The organism is Butyrivibrio fibrisolvens, from assembly GCF_037113525.1.
Classification (GTDB): Bacteria; Bacillota; Clostridia; order Lachnospirales; family Lachnospiraceae; genus Butyrivibrio; species Butyrivibrio fibrisolvens.
The window spans coordinates 4,111,851-4,127,413 of sequence record NZ_CP146963.1 but is presented as its reverse complement, the minus strand read 5'-3'; the positions used below and the strand labels follow the sequence as shown (position 1 = coordinate 4,127,413).

At 36.8% G+C, this 15,563-nt stretch carries 14 protein-coding genes; 12 read left to right on the top strand and 2 right to left on the bottom strand.

Features of this window, described 5'->3' with window-relative positions; translation table 11 throughout:
* Positions 1-3: 3 nt before the first annotated feature.
* Both WAA20_RS17550 and WAA20_RS17545 read right to left on the bottom strand, forming a co-directional pair.
* Positions 4-483 carry a DUF6431 domain-containing protein gene (locus WAA20_RS17550; protein ID WP_338802767.1) on the bottom strand — a complete coding sequence of 160 codons (480 nt, stop codon included), beginning with the start codon at positions 481-483 and terminating at the stop codon, positions 4-6.
* 218 nt (positions 484-701) lie between these two features.
* A complete protein-coding gene (locus tag WAA20_RS17545) occupies positions 702-1,769 on the bottom strand; it encodes a hypothetical protein (RefSeq protein WP_073388852.1) in 1,068 nt (355 codons plus the stop codon).
* A gap of 288 nt (positions 1,770-2,057) precedes the next feature.
* Between WAA20_RS17545 and WAA20_RS17540 the strand changes: the two genes are divergently transcribed.
* The 12 genes from WAA20_RS17540 (at position 2,058) to WAA20_RS17485 (ending at position 15,557) form a co-directional block, all read left to right on the top strand.
* Positions 2,058-3,458, top strand: coding sequence for an exopolysaccharide biosynthesis polyprenyl glycosylphosphotransferase (locus WAA20_RS17540; protein WP_073388851.1), 1,401 nt, complete (start codon positions 2,058-2,060; stop codon positions 3,456-3,458).
* 150 nt (positions 3,459-3,608) lie between these two features.
* Positions 3,609-4,739 carry an FAD-dependent oxidoreductase gene (locus tag WAA20_RS17535; RefSeq protein ID WP_081373895.1) on the top strand — a complete coding sequence of 377 codons (1,131 nt, stop codon included), beginning with the start codon at positions 3,609-3,611 and terminating at the stop codon, positions 4,737-4,739.
* A complete protein-coding gene (locus tag WAA20_RS17530; protein ID WP_073388848.1) occupies positions 4,732-5,670 on the top strand; it encodes a glycosyltransferase in 939 nt (312 codons plus the stop codon). Before WAA20_RS17535 ends, WAA20_RS17530 begins: the two co-directional genes overlap by 8 nt.
* Positions 5,671-5,682: 12 nt before the next feature.
* Positions 5,683-6,609, top strand: coding sequence for a sugar nucleotide-binding protein (locus WAA20_RS17525; RefSeq protein ID WP_073388846.1), 927 nt, complete (start codon positions 5,683-5,685; stop codon positions 6,607-6,609).
* A 3-nt stretch (positions 6,610-6,612) separates the two neighbouring features.
* A complete protein-coding gene (locus WAA20_RS17520) occupies positions 6,613-7,401 on the top strand; it encodes a sugar phosphate isomerase/epimerase (RefSeq protein ID WP_073388845.1) in 789 nt (262 codons plus the stop codon).
* 63 nt (positions 7,402-7,464) lie between these two features.
* Complete coding sequence (locus tag WAA20_RS17515; protein WP_073388843.1) at positions 7,465-8,256, top strand: glycosyltransferase family 2 protein; 792 nt, start codon at positions 7,465-7,467, stop codon at positions 8,254-8,256.
* Positions 8,256-9,143, top strand: a complete 888-nt coding sequence (locus tag WAA20_RS17510) for a hypothetical protein (protein WP_073388842.1) — start codon at positions 8,256-8,258, stop codon at positions 9,141-9,143. Before WAA20_RS17515 ends, WAA20_RS17510 begins: the two co-directional genes overlap by 1 nt.
* A 57-nt stretch (positions 9,144-9,200) precedes the next feature.
* A complete protein-coding gene (locus WAA20_RS17505) occupies positions 9,201-10,775 on the top strand; it encodes a hypothetical protein (protein ID WP_139263802.1) in 1,575 nt (524 codons plus the stop codon).
* A gap of 120 nt (positions 10,776-10,895) precedes the next feature.
* Positions 10,896-11,846, top strand: a complete 951-nt coding sequence (locus tag WAA20_RS17500) for a glycosyltransferase family 2 protein (protein WP_073388839.1) — start codon at positions 10,896-10,898, stop codon at positions 11,844-11,846.
* Between the two features lie 55 nt (positions 11,847-11,901).
* Positions 11,902-12,933 (top strand): alpha-1,2-fucosyltransferase, encoded by a 1,032-nt coding sequence (locus WAA20_RS17495; protein WP_073388837.1) that lies wholly within the window; start codon positions 11,902-11,904, stop codon positions 12,931-12,933.
* Between the two features lie 15 nt (positions 12,934-12,948).
* Complete coding sequence (locus WAA20_RS17490) at positions 12,949-13,962, top strand: hypothetical protein (protein WP_073388835.1); 1,014 nt, start codon at positions 12,949-12,951, stop codon at positions 13,960-13,962.
* 83 nt (positions 13,963-14,045) lie between these two features.
* The gene (locus WAA20_RS17485; protein WP_242951201.1) at positions 14,046-15,557 is read left to right on the top strand and encodes a WecB/TagA/CpsF family glycosyltransferase; all 1,512 of its coding nucleotides are present in this window, start codon (positions 14,046-14,048) and stop codon (positions 15,555-15,557) included.
* Positions 15,558-15,563: the final 6 nt, after the last annotated feature.

Sequence of the window (15,563 nt, the reverse complement as noted above, 5' to 3'; positions counted from 1 at the left end):
GAATTACCAGACAGGGACAAGATAATTACCGCTATTGTAGATGGTGCGGATGATATATCCCAGCCAGTGAGGTTTGACTTCAATTTTTTTGAAAGTACTGAGCAATGATACGCCTGATATCAGGAAGTCATCTCTGTTATCAAGCAGCCTGTATATGGTATTGCGAAGATATCCTTCGGCACGTTCTTTGTTTTCTTTGTACCACAGGATCCATCTTTTCATAGTTTCCTCACAAGGGTAGTCTTCGGAATCCTCATCATCTGATGTAACAATTCCATCTATGACTCCGGTTATTATCTCTGAGTCATAATGTTTATAGGGGACCAGGCAATCCGGCAACTCTGTATGAAAGCCCCCACATCCCAAGCATTGAAGCCTTCGGATGATAAACCACTCTATAATACCACCTTCCTTGCGGTGTATCCGTTTCTTGGAATCTCGGTATTTAAGCTCACCACCACAGTGAGGACACGGTGGTGTGATACCATTGCTCTCAACTAAAAATATTTTCTTTATGGCGGGTAAGGTAGTACTCTGATATAATAATCATGGTTGAAAAACCACGTCCCAGAGTACGCGACTTTCCACGGAGGGTGCTCTGGGACATTCCTTTTTATATACTGTTCTTATGACAGTATACAGAGCAGTTCCGTGTCAAACAAGCAGATCTGTATTATGTTAATTTGAGAGGTCTACAACAATCACGTGTCCGGATAATTCAAGAATTTTGTCCGGATGTTACAAGAATCATCAGTATAGTAATTATATCCGTTAAAAGTACCATTGCTTAGAGGATTATCGTGATCCTGAAGCCCCATGGCAATATACAGACTGATAGGTTCACCTGTTCCCATGTCGTAGCCGGAAGCTCTCCTGTAGGATTCAGATAACGCTCCCGAGAAAATGGTAGCTACTATAGGAATCAATATTGCTGTTAATAATATAGAGCGGCTTTTAGAACGTATAAATTCGAGCATGCATATAATAACCATTGCTATCATCATTATCTGATATTGCTGTTTGATAAGACATGCTGTTCCTATAAGTATAATTGAGACGGTTATAAACAGATATTTCTTTTGGGATGATATTTGTATTGATAAGATCAGAAAATATAAAGACCAAAGTGCCAGTGCAAATCCAAGCAACATTCCATATACTTGTAAGATGTAAAAAAACATTGGAAAAAATAGAAATGAAAGTAGTATTACCAGTTTTACGACAAGCATATCTTTAATAGTCAGCCTTGCGATTCTCCAAACACATAAATTTATAAGCTGATACCATAACAGTTCGAATGCAAAAAAGATACGTAGATCCATTGTGACTTTGCCAAGGATACGCTCATAACTAAGTAATCCCAAAAGCGCGGGGTTCCAGCTGAAATAATAGCCATCTTCTATTCCGATATAGTTTCCTTCATTGAATCTCTCTATATAATTATAGATCATCATAGAATCAGAATGGACTATTGGTATGCAGTTTATTATCAGGAATACCCCGGCAATTGTCATTAAAAGTGCCATCCCTATGAACATAGTAGTGTCTGATACTTTTGTAAGAACATATCTTATTATTAGGTAAAGGAATATAAGAAAAGATACCAGTGTCAGAAAAGAAAGGATATCGTGTGATCTCAGTTCCAGATGTTGATCTTCTACGCTCTGGTATACATAATGTGCCAGCGAATTAAGTGAAAAAACAATTAGCGCTATACCTGCAATTAACAGAACAAAAACTATCGCTACTTTATACAGTTTGGCTCCCATTTTAATTATCCCCTTGTATTAGTTGAAATGAGTTTATGCATCAGTAAAGAGAAATAAAGAATAGAAAAGCATTGTATGGTTGCTGATATGTTTGCAAGAAACGAATATGTGATATAGTAATTGACGATATATAGCTTATTATAGGTGGTTTTAGCTTTGAAGTAAACTGATTGCGGAATGACATTGTAGATTGGGTGTGTTATACTATCAAGGGTGGTGGCGGTGTCGTAGGCATCGCTAATTTCTTGATTTTTCTACAATTAACTCCAAAAGACAGGTTTAGATAATATGAATGATAATGCATCAAATACTTTTAAAAAGAATAGTAAGTATTTATATAGATTCGCATGTGAAGCATTTTTTTCACTGGTAGCTGCAGTGATTTTTTTCTGCTTTTGGTATGAGTTTGTCAAAGAGCATAATAATACTGGTTCCCTTCTAGGTCTTGGTAACCTTGGAATGGCTACAGGTATCTATCTGATCTTGTTTGTTATTATAGGAAGATGGCTGCATGCCTTTAAGGTTGGCGTAGAGAGGGTCGCCAATATTCTTGCCAGTCAGGTTCTCACTATTTTTACAGTTAATATAATTGAATGTTTTGTATCCTGTGCTATAACAGGACAGTTCAGATTTTTCTTTAGTTTTATGGAAATATATTTTCTGGCATTCATCGTACAATCAGTGATCAATTGTATTTTTGCTGTGATAATGATCAATGCTTACAGACGGACATTCCCGCCGCTTAATATCATTGAAGTATACGGAGATTATAGAAATGATCTTTGCTATAAAATAAATGGAATTCGTTATAAATATGTTATTAAAGAGCAGATTTCTGTTGATGAAGATGAGGATACTATTTGTGATCACATAAAGTCTTACGATGCAGTGCTTCTCAATGATCTTCCAGCACATAAGAAGAATAAGCTTGTAAAGATGTGCTACAAAATGGATAAAAGGGTTTATTTCATGCCCAAGATATCTGATATTCTTGTTAAAAATTCTGAAGAGCTTAATCTTATAGATACACCACTGTTCCTTAATAGAAATAGTGGAATTACAACACAGCAGCTTTTTATGAAGAGATTTTTTGATATTGTACTTAGCTTTTCTGCGTTGGTTATCTTAAGCCCCTTGTTTTTGATCACTGCTCTGGCTATCCATCTAGAGGATGGAGGTCCTGTATTTTTTAGGCAAGAGAGGGTTACTATTGGTGGCAGAAGATTCATGATCCTTAAATTCAGATCTATGATAGTCGATGCTGAGAAGGATGGAAGACCTCGCCCTGCTGGAGAGAAGGATGACAGAATAACTAAGGTTGGAAGTATTATAAGAGCTATACGAGTTGATGAACTTCCACAGCTCATTAATATATTAGCCGGTGATATGTCCATAGTAGGTCCTCGCCCTGAAAGATGGGAACATGTTGAGAAGTACACACAGGAAGTACCGGAATTTCCTTTTAGACATAAGATGAAGGGTGGACTTACAGGATATGCGCAGGTATATGGTAAGTACAATACTAATGCGCTTGATAAGCTAAAGTTGGATCTTTTATATATTACAAATTATTCTCTTCTTTTGGATCTTCAGATCATCTTCGAGACAATTAAGATACTTGTACAAAAGGAGAGTACAGAGGGATTCACGGATGAAGCCAGAAAGGATATGCATGATGCAGATGTGTGAGAATAATAAACTATTTAACAAAAGAATTATTTTTTATTTAGTTAGAAAAGAGCGTAATAGTGATGACTGTCTACGCTCATTTATTTTGTGATACTTTATAATGGCAAGCGTTATTATAATAGAATGATCTAAACGGAGTAGGAATATATCGTGGAAACATATGATAAGATTATAATTGGCGCAGGATTATACGGACTATATTCAGCGCTCTTTTGTTGCAAAAAGGGGCAGAATGTTATAATACTTGAATGTGATAATGCGCCATTTAAACGTGCTACATATATAAATCAGGCAAGAGTACACCAGGGATATCATTATCCAAGGTCTATTTCTACTGCCATGAAATCTGCAGGGTATTTTGAGAGATTTAATAAGGATTATGCTTTTTGTGTAAATAAAGAGTTCGATCAGATATATGCTACTTCCAGTCAGTATTCCTGGTCGGATGGGCAGCAGTTTAAGGATTTTTGCAAGGCTGCTAATATTCCCTGTGAAGAGCTGCATGCAAGTAATTATTTTAAAGAAGGTATGTGTGATGGAGTCTTTAGGACCAGAGAGTATACATATGACGCTATGATACTTAAAGATTATCTGCTGGATGAACTTGCAAAATATCCGGATCAAGTGACCATTAGATATGGAGCAAAGATATCAGAGATAATCAAAGAATCCGATGCATTTATTATCTGTGATGAAGATGGTTCAAAATATAAATCCGGATTTGTTCTTAATTCCACTTATGCAGGAACCAATCAGATATTAGAAATGGCTGGTTTTGAAAAGTTTGGAATTAAGTATGAGCTTTGTGAGATCATACTTTGTGATGTCAATGATAAGCTTAAGAATGTTGGTTTTACCGTAATGGATGGACCATTCTTTTCAATAATGCCATTTGGTAAGACCGGTTTTCATTCACTTACATCTGTTACTTTTACGCCGCATACTACAAGCTATGATCAGGTTCCGACCTTTACATGTCAGGATCGTAGTGAAGGCCACTGTTCTGTGCATAGATTGGGTAACTGCAATGATTGCCCTGCTAAGCCTACAACAGCTTTCCCGTATATGGCGAATCTTGCAAGAAAGTATATGCTTGATAGCTATGAATTTGAGTATAGAGGGTCGCTGTTTTCAATGAAGCCTATTCTTATGAGCTCTGAGATTGATGATTCAAGGCCTACTGTGATAAGGACATATTCAAAGAATCCGACCTTTGTCGGAGTTCTTTCGGGTAAGATCAATACAGTCTATGACTTGGATGAGGTATTAACTAATGGATAATAAAGAGAAGAATTTTGCATCTGCAATAATTTATGTCCACAATGCAGAAAATCGAATAGAAGAATTCTTAAAAGCAATCATCGACTTTATGGAAGATAACTTTGAACATTCCGAGATCATCTGTGTTAATGACTGCTCTGATGATAGAAGCGTAGATATCATAAAAAAGTGTAGTGATTCAGTTACTGGTACAAGTGTTTCCGTAATAAATATGAGCCATTTTCATGGACTTGAACTTGCTATGGATGCGGGAATGGATCTTTCTATAGGAGATTTTGTGTTTGAATTTGATAACACAGTACTGGATTTTGAGCAGGGCATGATAATGGAAGTTTACAGGCGTTCTCTTCAGGGATTTGATATTGTAAGTGCTTCGCCTAATAGAAAAGCAAAGCTTTCGTCGAGACTGTTTTATAAAGTATTTGACAGATTCTCAGATACTACATATCAGATGACTACCGAAAGCTTCAGAGTACTTAGCAGAAGAGTCATTAATCGCATAAGTTCTATGAACAAAACAATTCCTTACAGAAAAGCTGTGTATGCGAACTGCGGCCTTAAAACTGATAACATTAAGTATTTTCCTAAAGTCTTTTCTGCTGAAACGTCTGATAAGAGAGAAAAAAAGTACCGTTCAGGACTTGCGGCTGATGCGCTTATCCTTTTTACAGATCTTGGATATAGCTTTGCCAAAAGTATGACAGCACTTATGATGCTCATGTCTGTATTTATGGTTTTGTATGCTATAGTTATCTTTGCTACAGGCCATCCTGTTGAAGGCTGGACTACAACCATCCTGTTCCTTGCAGTTGCGTTCTTTGGCCTTTTTGGGATACTGACAATAATCATTAAGTATCTGCAGCTTATAGTGAATCTTGTATTTAAAAGAAAGCACTATAATTTTGAAAGTATTGAGAAGCTTACGAAATAAGAGGTATAGAATATGACAGCACTGGTTGGATATACAGGCTTTGTTGGAAGTAATATATATGCTGAGTCTGATGGGAATATAGATGCAGTATATAATTCAAAGAATATAGAAGATGCTTATGATACAGCTCCTGATCTTCTAATCTATGCAGGGCTAAGGGCAGAGAAGTATCTTGCTAATAATGCTCCTGAAAAAGATATGGAACTTATTAAGCAGGCAGAATATAACATAACAAGGATCAAGCCTAAGAGATTAGTGCTTATTTCTACAATAGATGTATTCAAGGATCCTGTTGGTGTTACAGAGAAGTCAGAAATAGATACTAATGATCTGCATGCATACGGTTATAACAGATATGAATTAGAGCTTTGGGTCAGGAGAAACTTCCCTGATGCATTGATCATCAGATTACCGGGCCTTTTTGGTAAGAATATTAAAAAGAATTTTATCTATGACTTTATAAATGTTATTCCTTTTATGTTGAAGGAAGATAAGTTCAAAGAACTTGCTTTACGCGATCCTGATCTTAATAAGTATTACAGTTTGCAGGATAATGGCTTTTATAAAGTTAGTGTTTCAGATGACGAGAAGGAGCTGCTTAAGGATAAGTTTAGAACGCTTGGATTCTCAGCGCTTAATTTTACTGACAGTAGAAGCAAATATCAGTTTTATAATTTGGGAAGATTATGGGACGATATTCAGGTGGCTTTGGATAATGGCATAAGATTATGGCATCCTGCAACAGAGCCTGTATCTGCAGCGGAAGTTTATAAGTATCTGACAGGGGAAGGGCTTGTAAATGAGCTTTCAGGAAAGCCTGCAGAATATGATTATAAGACCATTCATGATTCACTATTTGGTGGGAATAGTGGCTATATCTGTACTAAAGATGAAGTATTACAGGATATAAAGAATTTTGTTTGTTCTGAAGGAATGTAAAATATGAAGTTATCTATATCTAATATTGCATGGACAGCTGAGAATGATGAAGTTGTTTATAAAATGATGAAAGACAAGGGCTTTTCAGGACTTGAAATTGCACCGACAAGAATATTTCCAGATAATCCATATGATCATGCTATAGAGGCTAGGAAGTGGGCAGAAAAGCTCTTTGAAGATCAGGAATTCAAAGTATCTTCCATGCAGTCAATTTGGTATGGCAGGCAGGAAAAACTGTTTGGTTCAGAAGAAGAGAGAGATGCTCTAATAAACTATACAAAGAAAGCAATTGATTTTGCTAAAGAGATTGGATGTGGAAATCTTGTTTTTGGATGCCCTCGTAATAGAAATCTCCCAGAGGGAGCAGATGATCAGGTAGCAATTGACTTTTTTAAAGAGATTGGTGATTATGCTGCTGATAAGGGAACGGTTGTAGCTATGGAGGCTAATCCGCCTATTTATAACACGAACTATATAAATGATACGTCTGCTGCATTAGTTCTTATAGAGAAGGTTGATTCTAAGGGATTTAAACTTAACCTTGATATGGGCACTATGATTGAAAATGGAGAAGATGTATCTGTTTTGAATGGTAAGGAAAGCCTTATTAATCATGTCCATGTAAGTGAGCCCGGTCTTAAAGTTATAGAGAAGCGGGAACTTCATAAGAAGTTATTTGACAAGCTTAGAGAATGTGGATATGACAGATATATTTCTATTGAGGTCTCAAGACAAGAATCCATAGAAACATTAGAAGAGATGATGAATTACGTTAAGGCCATCTTTGGATGACTTTATGTATGATAGGAATTGCTGTTCAAAGATGTTATAGTAAGTGGCTGGCAGGAGTATTATATGATTCATGAAAAGCAGAGTGGTGTGCCTAAATTTGAGTGCACTGAATATAATTCAAAGACCAAAGATTATGCGGTACTGATCCCTATCATCAACGAAGGCGACAGGATCCATAAGGAACTTTTTAGAGCTAAGAAACATAACATTTCTGATCATGTTGATATTATTATCTGCGATGGCGGATCAACTGATGGATGTACTGATGAGAAGAAGCTCAGAAGCCTTGATGTTAACACTCTTCTTGTAAAGAAAGATACAGGTAAGCAGGGCGCCCAGCTTCGAATGGGTATCTGGTGGGCACTTGAACGAGGCTACAAAGGTATACTTACTATTGATGGCAATAATAAAGATAGTATCGAGGATATTCCAAGGTTTATAGATAAGCTTGAAAAGGGATATGATTTCGTGCAGGGATCAAGATTTATAAAAGGCGGACGTGCTATCAATACTCCTATGGTAAGAAATATAGCTGTAAGACTTATTCATGCACCTGTGATATCATTAACAGCGCATCAAAGGTTTACAGATACAACTAATGCATATAGGGCATATTCAAGACGTTATCTGACTGATGAGAGGGTTCAGCCTCTTAGAGATATATTTGTGACTTATGAGCTTCTTGCATACTTATCAGTAAGAGCTACTCAGTTGGGAATGAAGGCGTGTGAGGTTCCGGTTACAAGGGCTTACCCTAAGAAAGGCAAGACTCCGACCAAGATAAGCTTTTTTAAGGGCAATAGCGAGCTGATGAAGATACTGTTTAGAAATGCCAGGGGGGCATACAATCCGTGATGGAGTGTCAGACTAAGCATAATTATTCGATGATCTTAGTGGATTACAATACGATCGCAGCTACAGTCTGCTATATAAAGTATTGTAAGGACGCTTTGATTTCAAAAGGAAATATAGAATATATTATTGTTGATAATTCTGAAGATGCTTCAGGATTTGAATATTTGAAACAGCATTACGAATTATCTCCGGTTAAGGAAATGGATAAGGGACAGATATACTCTTTTGAGTTAGAGGGTATATCTGTATATTATTATGCCACCTATGAGAATCTCGGATATGCAAAGGGGAATAATCTTGGTGCAGAGCTTTCATATTCACTTTTTGGAGATTCCATTCTTGTTTTTTCAAATAATGATATTTTATTTGAGGGTAAGCTTAATCTTGATATTGCAGGAGATAAGTTTACCAAGGATGTTGTAGTGGTTGGACCTGATATACTCGAGGGTGACAAACATTTAAATCCCATGTATAAAAAGAGTATAGTGAACTGTCTTTATGGTAATATGATCAAGACTTTGCGAAATAAGATCGAGGATCATTATACATTTTCCGGATGCTTCTGGTTTTTTGACAGCGCCTTGTTTGAACAGGTAGGCGGCTTTGATCCTAATACATTTCTGTATTTTGAGGAATATATAATAGAAGAGCGCATAAGACGTGCCGATCTGAAAATGGTATATTGCCCTGAAGTTACAGTAATACATGATCATGATTATAAGAAAGAGACACCTCAGCATTTTGAAAAAGTCAGCAGGTTATTTCTGAAATCATTGTGTTATTATGCCAGAGAGTATAAAGGCGTAAGCAATATAAAGATGGGCTTTATTAAATATCCTTATTTGATTATTCTGAAGCTTTTTGTCCTATTAAAACATATATTGTGAATTGGGTAGATATATAACAATCTAAGCATTTATGGAGATTTTTGTATAAATATGAAAATGGCAACTAAAAAACCAGGCAAGATAATTGCTGAAATAAAACAATCTGCATACATAAAGTGGTTTTGTAATAATCGTAATAGTATTATAATTGCACTTTTGATTTCTGTTTTTATCACCATATTATCTCATCCGGGAATCATTTATATTGATTCCTATGTTCGAATATCATTTACTGATAGTTTAAAGACATCTATTAAGGCTTTTTTAACTGGAGAATCTGCCTTATATCCGTCAAGCTCATGGCTTACTATTACACCCTCATTTTTTATTTTGCTTTCTAAAGAGATAGTTGGATCTATCATTCTTTATACATTTACCCAGTGCTTTTTACATTGGTTGTTAACTATTGTTTTTATTGATCAGTTAAATGAAAAGCAGCATCCGCTGTGGAATAAGATATGCCTTTTTCTGTCTCCTGTTATGTGGGCTTTTGGAGTATATTATGAGGCGAGTGTTGGTAGTGCCATTGCTATGTTGGCAATTCTTTTGCTTATCTGGAAATGGAGAGCACTTCAGGTTAGATTCGATAAGGTTATTACTGTTATCCTGATTATCGGATTTTCATTTGTATGCTTTGGATATAGGGCGAATGCTTTTTCTATAATTCCGGCCGTGATAATTATTGTCCTGTTAAGAGAAAAGAAGCTTTTGGCAAGAGTATTATTAAGCGCGTCTGTACTTCTTGGTTTTTTTGTTTCTGCATTTTTGCCTTCTCTTTTGAATATCAGAGTTTTGCCTTCTTATTCTGCAGGATTTGCATGGGAGATAGTATCTGTAATTCAATCTATGGAACCTGATAAGCAGTATGAGTATATAGATTACCTGGATGATCTGTTTGGAGACGGGGCTACTGCTATTGCAGTGCAGAATAACAGCTATGATGAGCAGGGATCATCTATCAATGGTATGTTTAATTCACCGATATCTTCAATGGCCATATCAGAAGGAGATCATTCTACAAGGCTGGTCAAGAGGTATGTGAAGATGGCGCTGCATGAGCCTAAAATGTTCCTAAAGACGAAATGGGAATTTATTTCTCATTCATTAGGAATCGGAAAGCCTGTAAATATGTATGAATATTATTATCAGCCATGGGATCCTGATAATGAATTTGGATTAAATGATTCACAGCAAAGAGCGTTTTATGTAAATTTCTTCCTTGCATTTATGGAATTTAACAGTATTATTAGAAGGCCATGGATCATGTACTTGCTTAGCCTTGTGCTTATTTTGATATGGCGTTTTAAGTATCAGGGAAAGAAGGCACCATTAAATTTATATGAAGCTACTTTTTTGGTCTCATTATTTTATTATGGTGCATATCTCTTAAATACGCAGGCATTCGAATTTAGATATTATTATCCATCATGGATATTATTGTTTGCTATTATCATCGGACTCATTCCGCAGATGTTTTTTAATAGCAAGAGGTCAAAGATAATTACGTTGACAGTATGTTTGGTCATTATTATTGCTTCACTGGCTGGTGGATATAAAAAGTATAGAGAAACCAGTGATGATATAGTGGCAGCTATTGATGATGTGGATACGACGTCAACTGCTATTATTTGATCGTTTGTATTTCTGTATTATGCTATAATATAGTCAGTTATGCGTATTTGCAGATAACTATTAGTGTTATCAAAAAGGCAATGTTACAATAACTGACTATTCTTGCTATGGGAAAGTATTATGAAAAAAATCGATATAGTAATTCCTTGTTATAACGAATCCAAATGTGTAGAACTGATATATGATGCATTGAAAGAGCTGTTTAGTAATGAACTTAAAGCTTACAGCTTTAGTGTTTTGTATATTGATGATGGAAGTAAAGATGATACTTTAGAACGTATTGTAAAGCTTTCAAATGCTGAAAACAGTAATGTCAGATATATATCTTTTGCACGAAACTTTGGTAAGGAGTCAGCTATTTACGCGGGACTTGAGAATGCTGATGGAGATTATGTGGCACTAATGGATGCGGACCTTCAGCATCCGCCGCACCTTCTTATAGACATGCTTCATGCTATCGAAGAAGAAGGATATGACTGTGCTACAGCCAGAAGAGTAAAAAGAGAAAAAGAATCCAGAATCAGAAATTTATTGTCTAATTCTTTTTATCATGTTATCAACTTGGCTACAGGTATGAAACTTGCACCGGGCATGACAGATTACAGGCTTATGAAGAAGCAGGTTGCTGATGCGATAGTTTCCATGAGAGAGCATGAGCGTTTTATCAAAGGTATCTATTCCTGGATCGGATTTAATTCCAAGTGGATTGAATATGAAAATGTAGAGCGTGTTGATGGCGATAGTAAGTGGAATTATAAGGGCCTATGGAATTATGCCAAGACAGGTATTATTGCCTTTGCCGTAGCGCCTCTGCGAGCAGTGATCTATTTGGGATTTCTTGTTATTTTAATTTCATTTGTTTATGGTGTCAGGCTGTATGCCATGTCGATTTCTGGTGCACGTCCATGGCAGGATACAACAACTATTTTGTTACTTCTTTTATTTTTGGGAGGAATGATAATTCTTCTCCTTGGAATAATAGGGGAGTATCTGGCAAGGATATATATGGAGGTTAAGAACAGACCTATATATATCGCCAAAGAGAAGAAGCTGGATGTGGACAAAGATTAATTATTTATTCTTTGTTGTGCGTTAAATGTAAATTCGAAAGGACAGATATTATACAGTGATTGGAACGGAGTTTTCATACGGTTCCGGACTTGGTAATCAGCTCTTTTGGTATGTATGCGCAAGAGCTGCTGCTGAGAATAAGGGCTGCGAGTTTGGAATAATAAATCCAAAGGGTCTTGCTAATAATATGCATTCCGATACAGGAATGTATTTCATGGATATAGACCTTGGCATAGAGATACCGGAAGCGGATAAGTCAAAATTTACTATATTTGAAGATGAAGATCACAGACTTTACCTTGGTAACTCTTCACATGACATGGAACATGGAGTCTATGTAAGCGGAGTTGACAAAGCTTTCTTTGATATTGAGGATAATACCCTTTTGTATGGTAATCTTCAGGGTGAAGAGTATTTTGAAAAATATAAGGACAAGCTAAAGGACTGGCTCAAGGTTAAGCCGGAGTATGATTCACATGAATATACCAAAGATAATCTTTGTATTATTCATTTAAGATGTGGAGACTACTCCAATTCACCTGAACTGTGGCTTGATAGGAAGTATTGGCTTCATGGCATTAAGAATATGAAAAAGGTTCGTCCGGATATGGAATTTCTGGCAGTAACAGATGATGTAGAGGCTGCTCACAAGATCCTTCCGGAGGTTAAGGCTGTTACCAATGACCTTGCCAAGGACTACGTAACTATCAAAAACGCTAAGTATCTTTTATTATCAAATTCATCTTTTGCAGTGTTCCCGGCTTTTACAAGTGATGAGCTTGTATATGCCATAGCCCCAAAGTATTGGGCAAGGCATAATGTATCAGATGGATACTGGGCATCAGAACAGAATATATATAGTTGCTTTCATTATATGGATAAGAAGGGTGGCGTCTTTTCAGCAGATGAATGCAGGAAGGAACTTGAAGAATACAAGAAGGCTTCTCCTGTTTACAGAAGACTTGATAGGAAGCCTGGCGCAGTTCTTAAATTCGGTCAGAATATCAGAGCTAAAGCTCTGTATTTTGCATATATGTCCAGAAAGGCATACAGAAGCATAGTAAGGAGAATGGGAATCATCGGATAATGAAAGGGGAGAACTATGAGTAAGCGAATTAAAGCAAGATTATCAGTTTTTCTAATGTGTGTATTAGCCGTCTTTTCTGTAATGTGTATTAGATCAGATGCGTTTGATACATATACTGTAAGTGGTACGGTAGGTATTGATACAACAAGTAGTTATCTTTATTTGAACACTCCGCAGGGCAAGATGACGATCGCTATAGACCCTGAGACAGATTTGAGCGGTTGTAAGATGCTTCTTCCTGACAAGGAAGTAACGGTTGAATGTCATAGGGGCCAGGATGCCTGTCTTCATGCATCTAAGATATATGAGACCGTCGCAGTTGTCGACTCTTCAACTTCTGCAACAGTATATGGTACTGTTACAAGTAAGACTACAGAAGATGTGATATTCCTTTCAACAACAGAAGGAACCATGCAGATCAAGGTTGATAGTACTACTGACTTTACTGGATGTCAGCTTGTTGCTATTGGCAAGGCTGTTTATATTAAAGTTGCAAGAGGAAGTGATGCATGTCTCCATGCAGTAACTGTAAGTGATAGTGATCCGTCTAACAGTGTTCCTGATACTATTATCGTAGGCGGTGTGGAAATGCCTAATGTAAGAGGTACAGTTACTGCTGAAACCACTACTTCGTTATTATACTTTTCAACATCCTATGGTACGATGATCGTTAAGTATGATAGTAACACAGACTTTTCAGGATGCCTGACACTGATTCCGGGACAGTCTATAGCAGTTGCGCTATACAGAGGCAATGATGCATATATGCATGCTGCAAAGGTTACAAATCTTGGTAATGCCAATTATAATGATGCAGGAGCATATACGACTACAGCATCCTTTACAGGTACTGTATCTGTAAGCTCTACTCTTAACACCTTGTATCTTGTTACATCAGATGGTACTATGCTCATTAAGCTTGATACGACTACAGCTTTGTCAGGACTTCCTCTTATAGTAGGGCGGACGGTAACAGTTACATGTGGATATGGAGCTGATGCTGCCTGGCATGCAATGAGTATTAATTAAAATAATATATAGTGTGTGCATTTATGATATAAAACGCATACTATAATGGTTGAGTGATCATGAAGTATAATATAGAGTCTCGCATGAGAAAAATATACAGACGACATATTTTATATCTGGATTATGCAGCACTTAGTGCTGCATATTTCCTTGCAATTTTTTCCAGATATATTTTTCTTGCGCCATTTTATGAAAGAACAAAAGGAATACAGGGACTTTATGTTTCTTTGTTCATGGTGTTACTGCTTATCAATGTAGTATTAAGCTATACCAAGGGTTCAAAATGGGGACTTCCTGTTGAGCAGAGTAGGACAGAGATCATATTTACTGTCATCAAGACGCAGATCTATTTCCTTTTGATACTGCTTATCTATCTGTTTATAGCTAAATGGAGCAGCAGAGTATCAAGGACTGTTATAGCTGCATTTTTCATCTACAATACGATATTTGATTCTGCTATAAGGATCTGGTACAGAAGACGTATACTTGGAAAGATCAGAAATGACAGTATCTATCAAAAGCTCCTTCTTATAACTGATAAAAAGCACGAGTCTGTTATACGGCACCAGATGTTAGAGCTTGGTGGAGGAATCGTAGATAAGGTAATAACTGTTGAAGATATGGCGGGCAATATAGATGATGAGCTCACCTTGGATGATTCTGATCTTAATTATGAGAGAGCTGTTATATATCTTCCTGACAGTAAACCCGAAAAGGTTGGCACTGTTGCAGAAATGCTTGCTTCAAAGAATATACCGTCGGATGTCATTATAACTTTCGAAGGTGGAAGAGTTTCACATAAAAGTATCAATTCTTCAGTAGGCTATAATGCCATAAGGTATACTGCTATGCTTCGTAAAGGTGTTGTTCTTGGGGTGAATTATACGGTTTCTAATATATCTGAAGCTGTTACATATGTACGTAATCACCTTGACCTTCTTAAGGGGCAGTACATTTGCTTTTCAAATGTACATACTACGGTTATGTCTTATGACAGAGAAGACGTCAGAGAAGCTGAGAATAGCTCTGCGTTAACCTTCCCTGATGGAGCTCCTATTGCAAGACTTCTTCGTCACGACACTGATACAGAAGCTGTCAGGATGCCGGGACCTGATTTCATGGAAGAGATGCTTAAGGCATCTATGGATGGACAGACTACTCATTACTTCTATGGCTCGACTCAGGAGACGCTTGATAAGCTTAAAGCTAATATCGAAAGAAAGTATCCGGGAACTATAGTTAAAGGCTATTATTCGCCTCCTTTTAGAGATCTTTCTGATGCTGAAGAAGATGAGATGATAGATATGATCAATAAGGCTGACCCAGATATTATATGGATTGGTCTTGGAGCTCCCAGACAGGAGAAATGGATGCTGGCACATAAAGGAAAGTTCAGAGGTGTCTGCGTTGGAGTAGGAGCTGCATTTGATTTTCATGCGGGCACTATTAAGAGAGCTCCTATATGGGTTCAGCTCATTGGCCTTGAATGGTTGTATCGTATGCTTCAGAATCCGGAGCGACTTGTTAAGAGATACTTTTTTACCAATATAAGATTTATGTGGCTGATTGCAACCGGCAGGAACAAGAAGAAATAAAGAGGA

Coding starts and splice junctions, on each gene's coding strand:
- WAA20_RS17545 (WP_073388852.1), bottom strand. CDS start 1,769: ATGGGAGCCAAACTGTATAAAGTAGCGATAGTTTTTGTTCTGTTAATT.
- WAA20_RS17540 (WP_073388851.1), top strand. CDS start 2,058: ATGAATGATAATGCATCAAATACTTTTAAAAAGAATAGTAAGTATTTA.
- WAA20_RS17530 (WP_073388848.1), top strand. CDS start 4,732: ATGGATAATAAAGAGAAGAATTTTGCATCTGCAATAATTTATGTCCAC.
- WAA20_RS17525 (WP_073388846.1), top strand. CDS start 5,683: ATGACAGCACTGGTTGGATATACAGGCTTTGTTGGAAGTAATATATAT.
- WAA20_RS17520 (WP_073388845.1), top strand. CDS start 6,613: ATGAAGTTATCTATATCTAATATTGCATGGACAGCTGAGAATGATGAA.
- WAA20_RS17515 (WP_073388843.1), top strand. CDS start 7,465: ATGATTCATGAAAAGCAGAGTGGTGTGCCTAAATTTGAGTGCACTGAA.
- WAA20_RS17510 (WP_073388842.1), top strand. CDS start 8,256: ATGGAGTGTCAGACTAAGCATAATTATTCGATGATCTTAGTGGATTAC.
- WAA20_RS17505 (WP_139263802.1), top strand. CDS start 9,201: ATGGCAACTAAAAAACCAGGCAAGATAATTGCTGAAATAAAACAATCT.
- WAA20_RS17500 (WP_073388839.1), top strand. CDS start 10,896: ATGAAAAAAATCGATATAGTAATTCCTTGTTATAACGAATCCAAATGT.
- WAA20_RS17490 (WP_073388835.1), top strand. CDS start 12,949: ATGAGTAAGCGAATTAAAGCAAGATTATCAGTTTTTCTAATGTGTGTA.
- WAA20_RS17485 (WP_242951201.1), top strand. CDS start 14,046: ATGAGAAAAATATACAGACGACATATTTTATATCTGGATTATGCAGCA.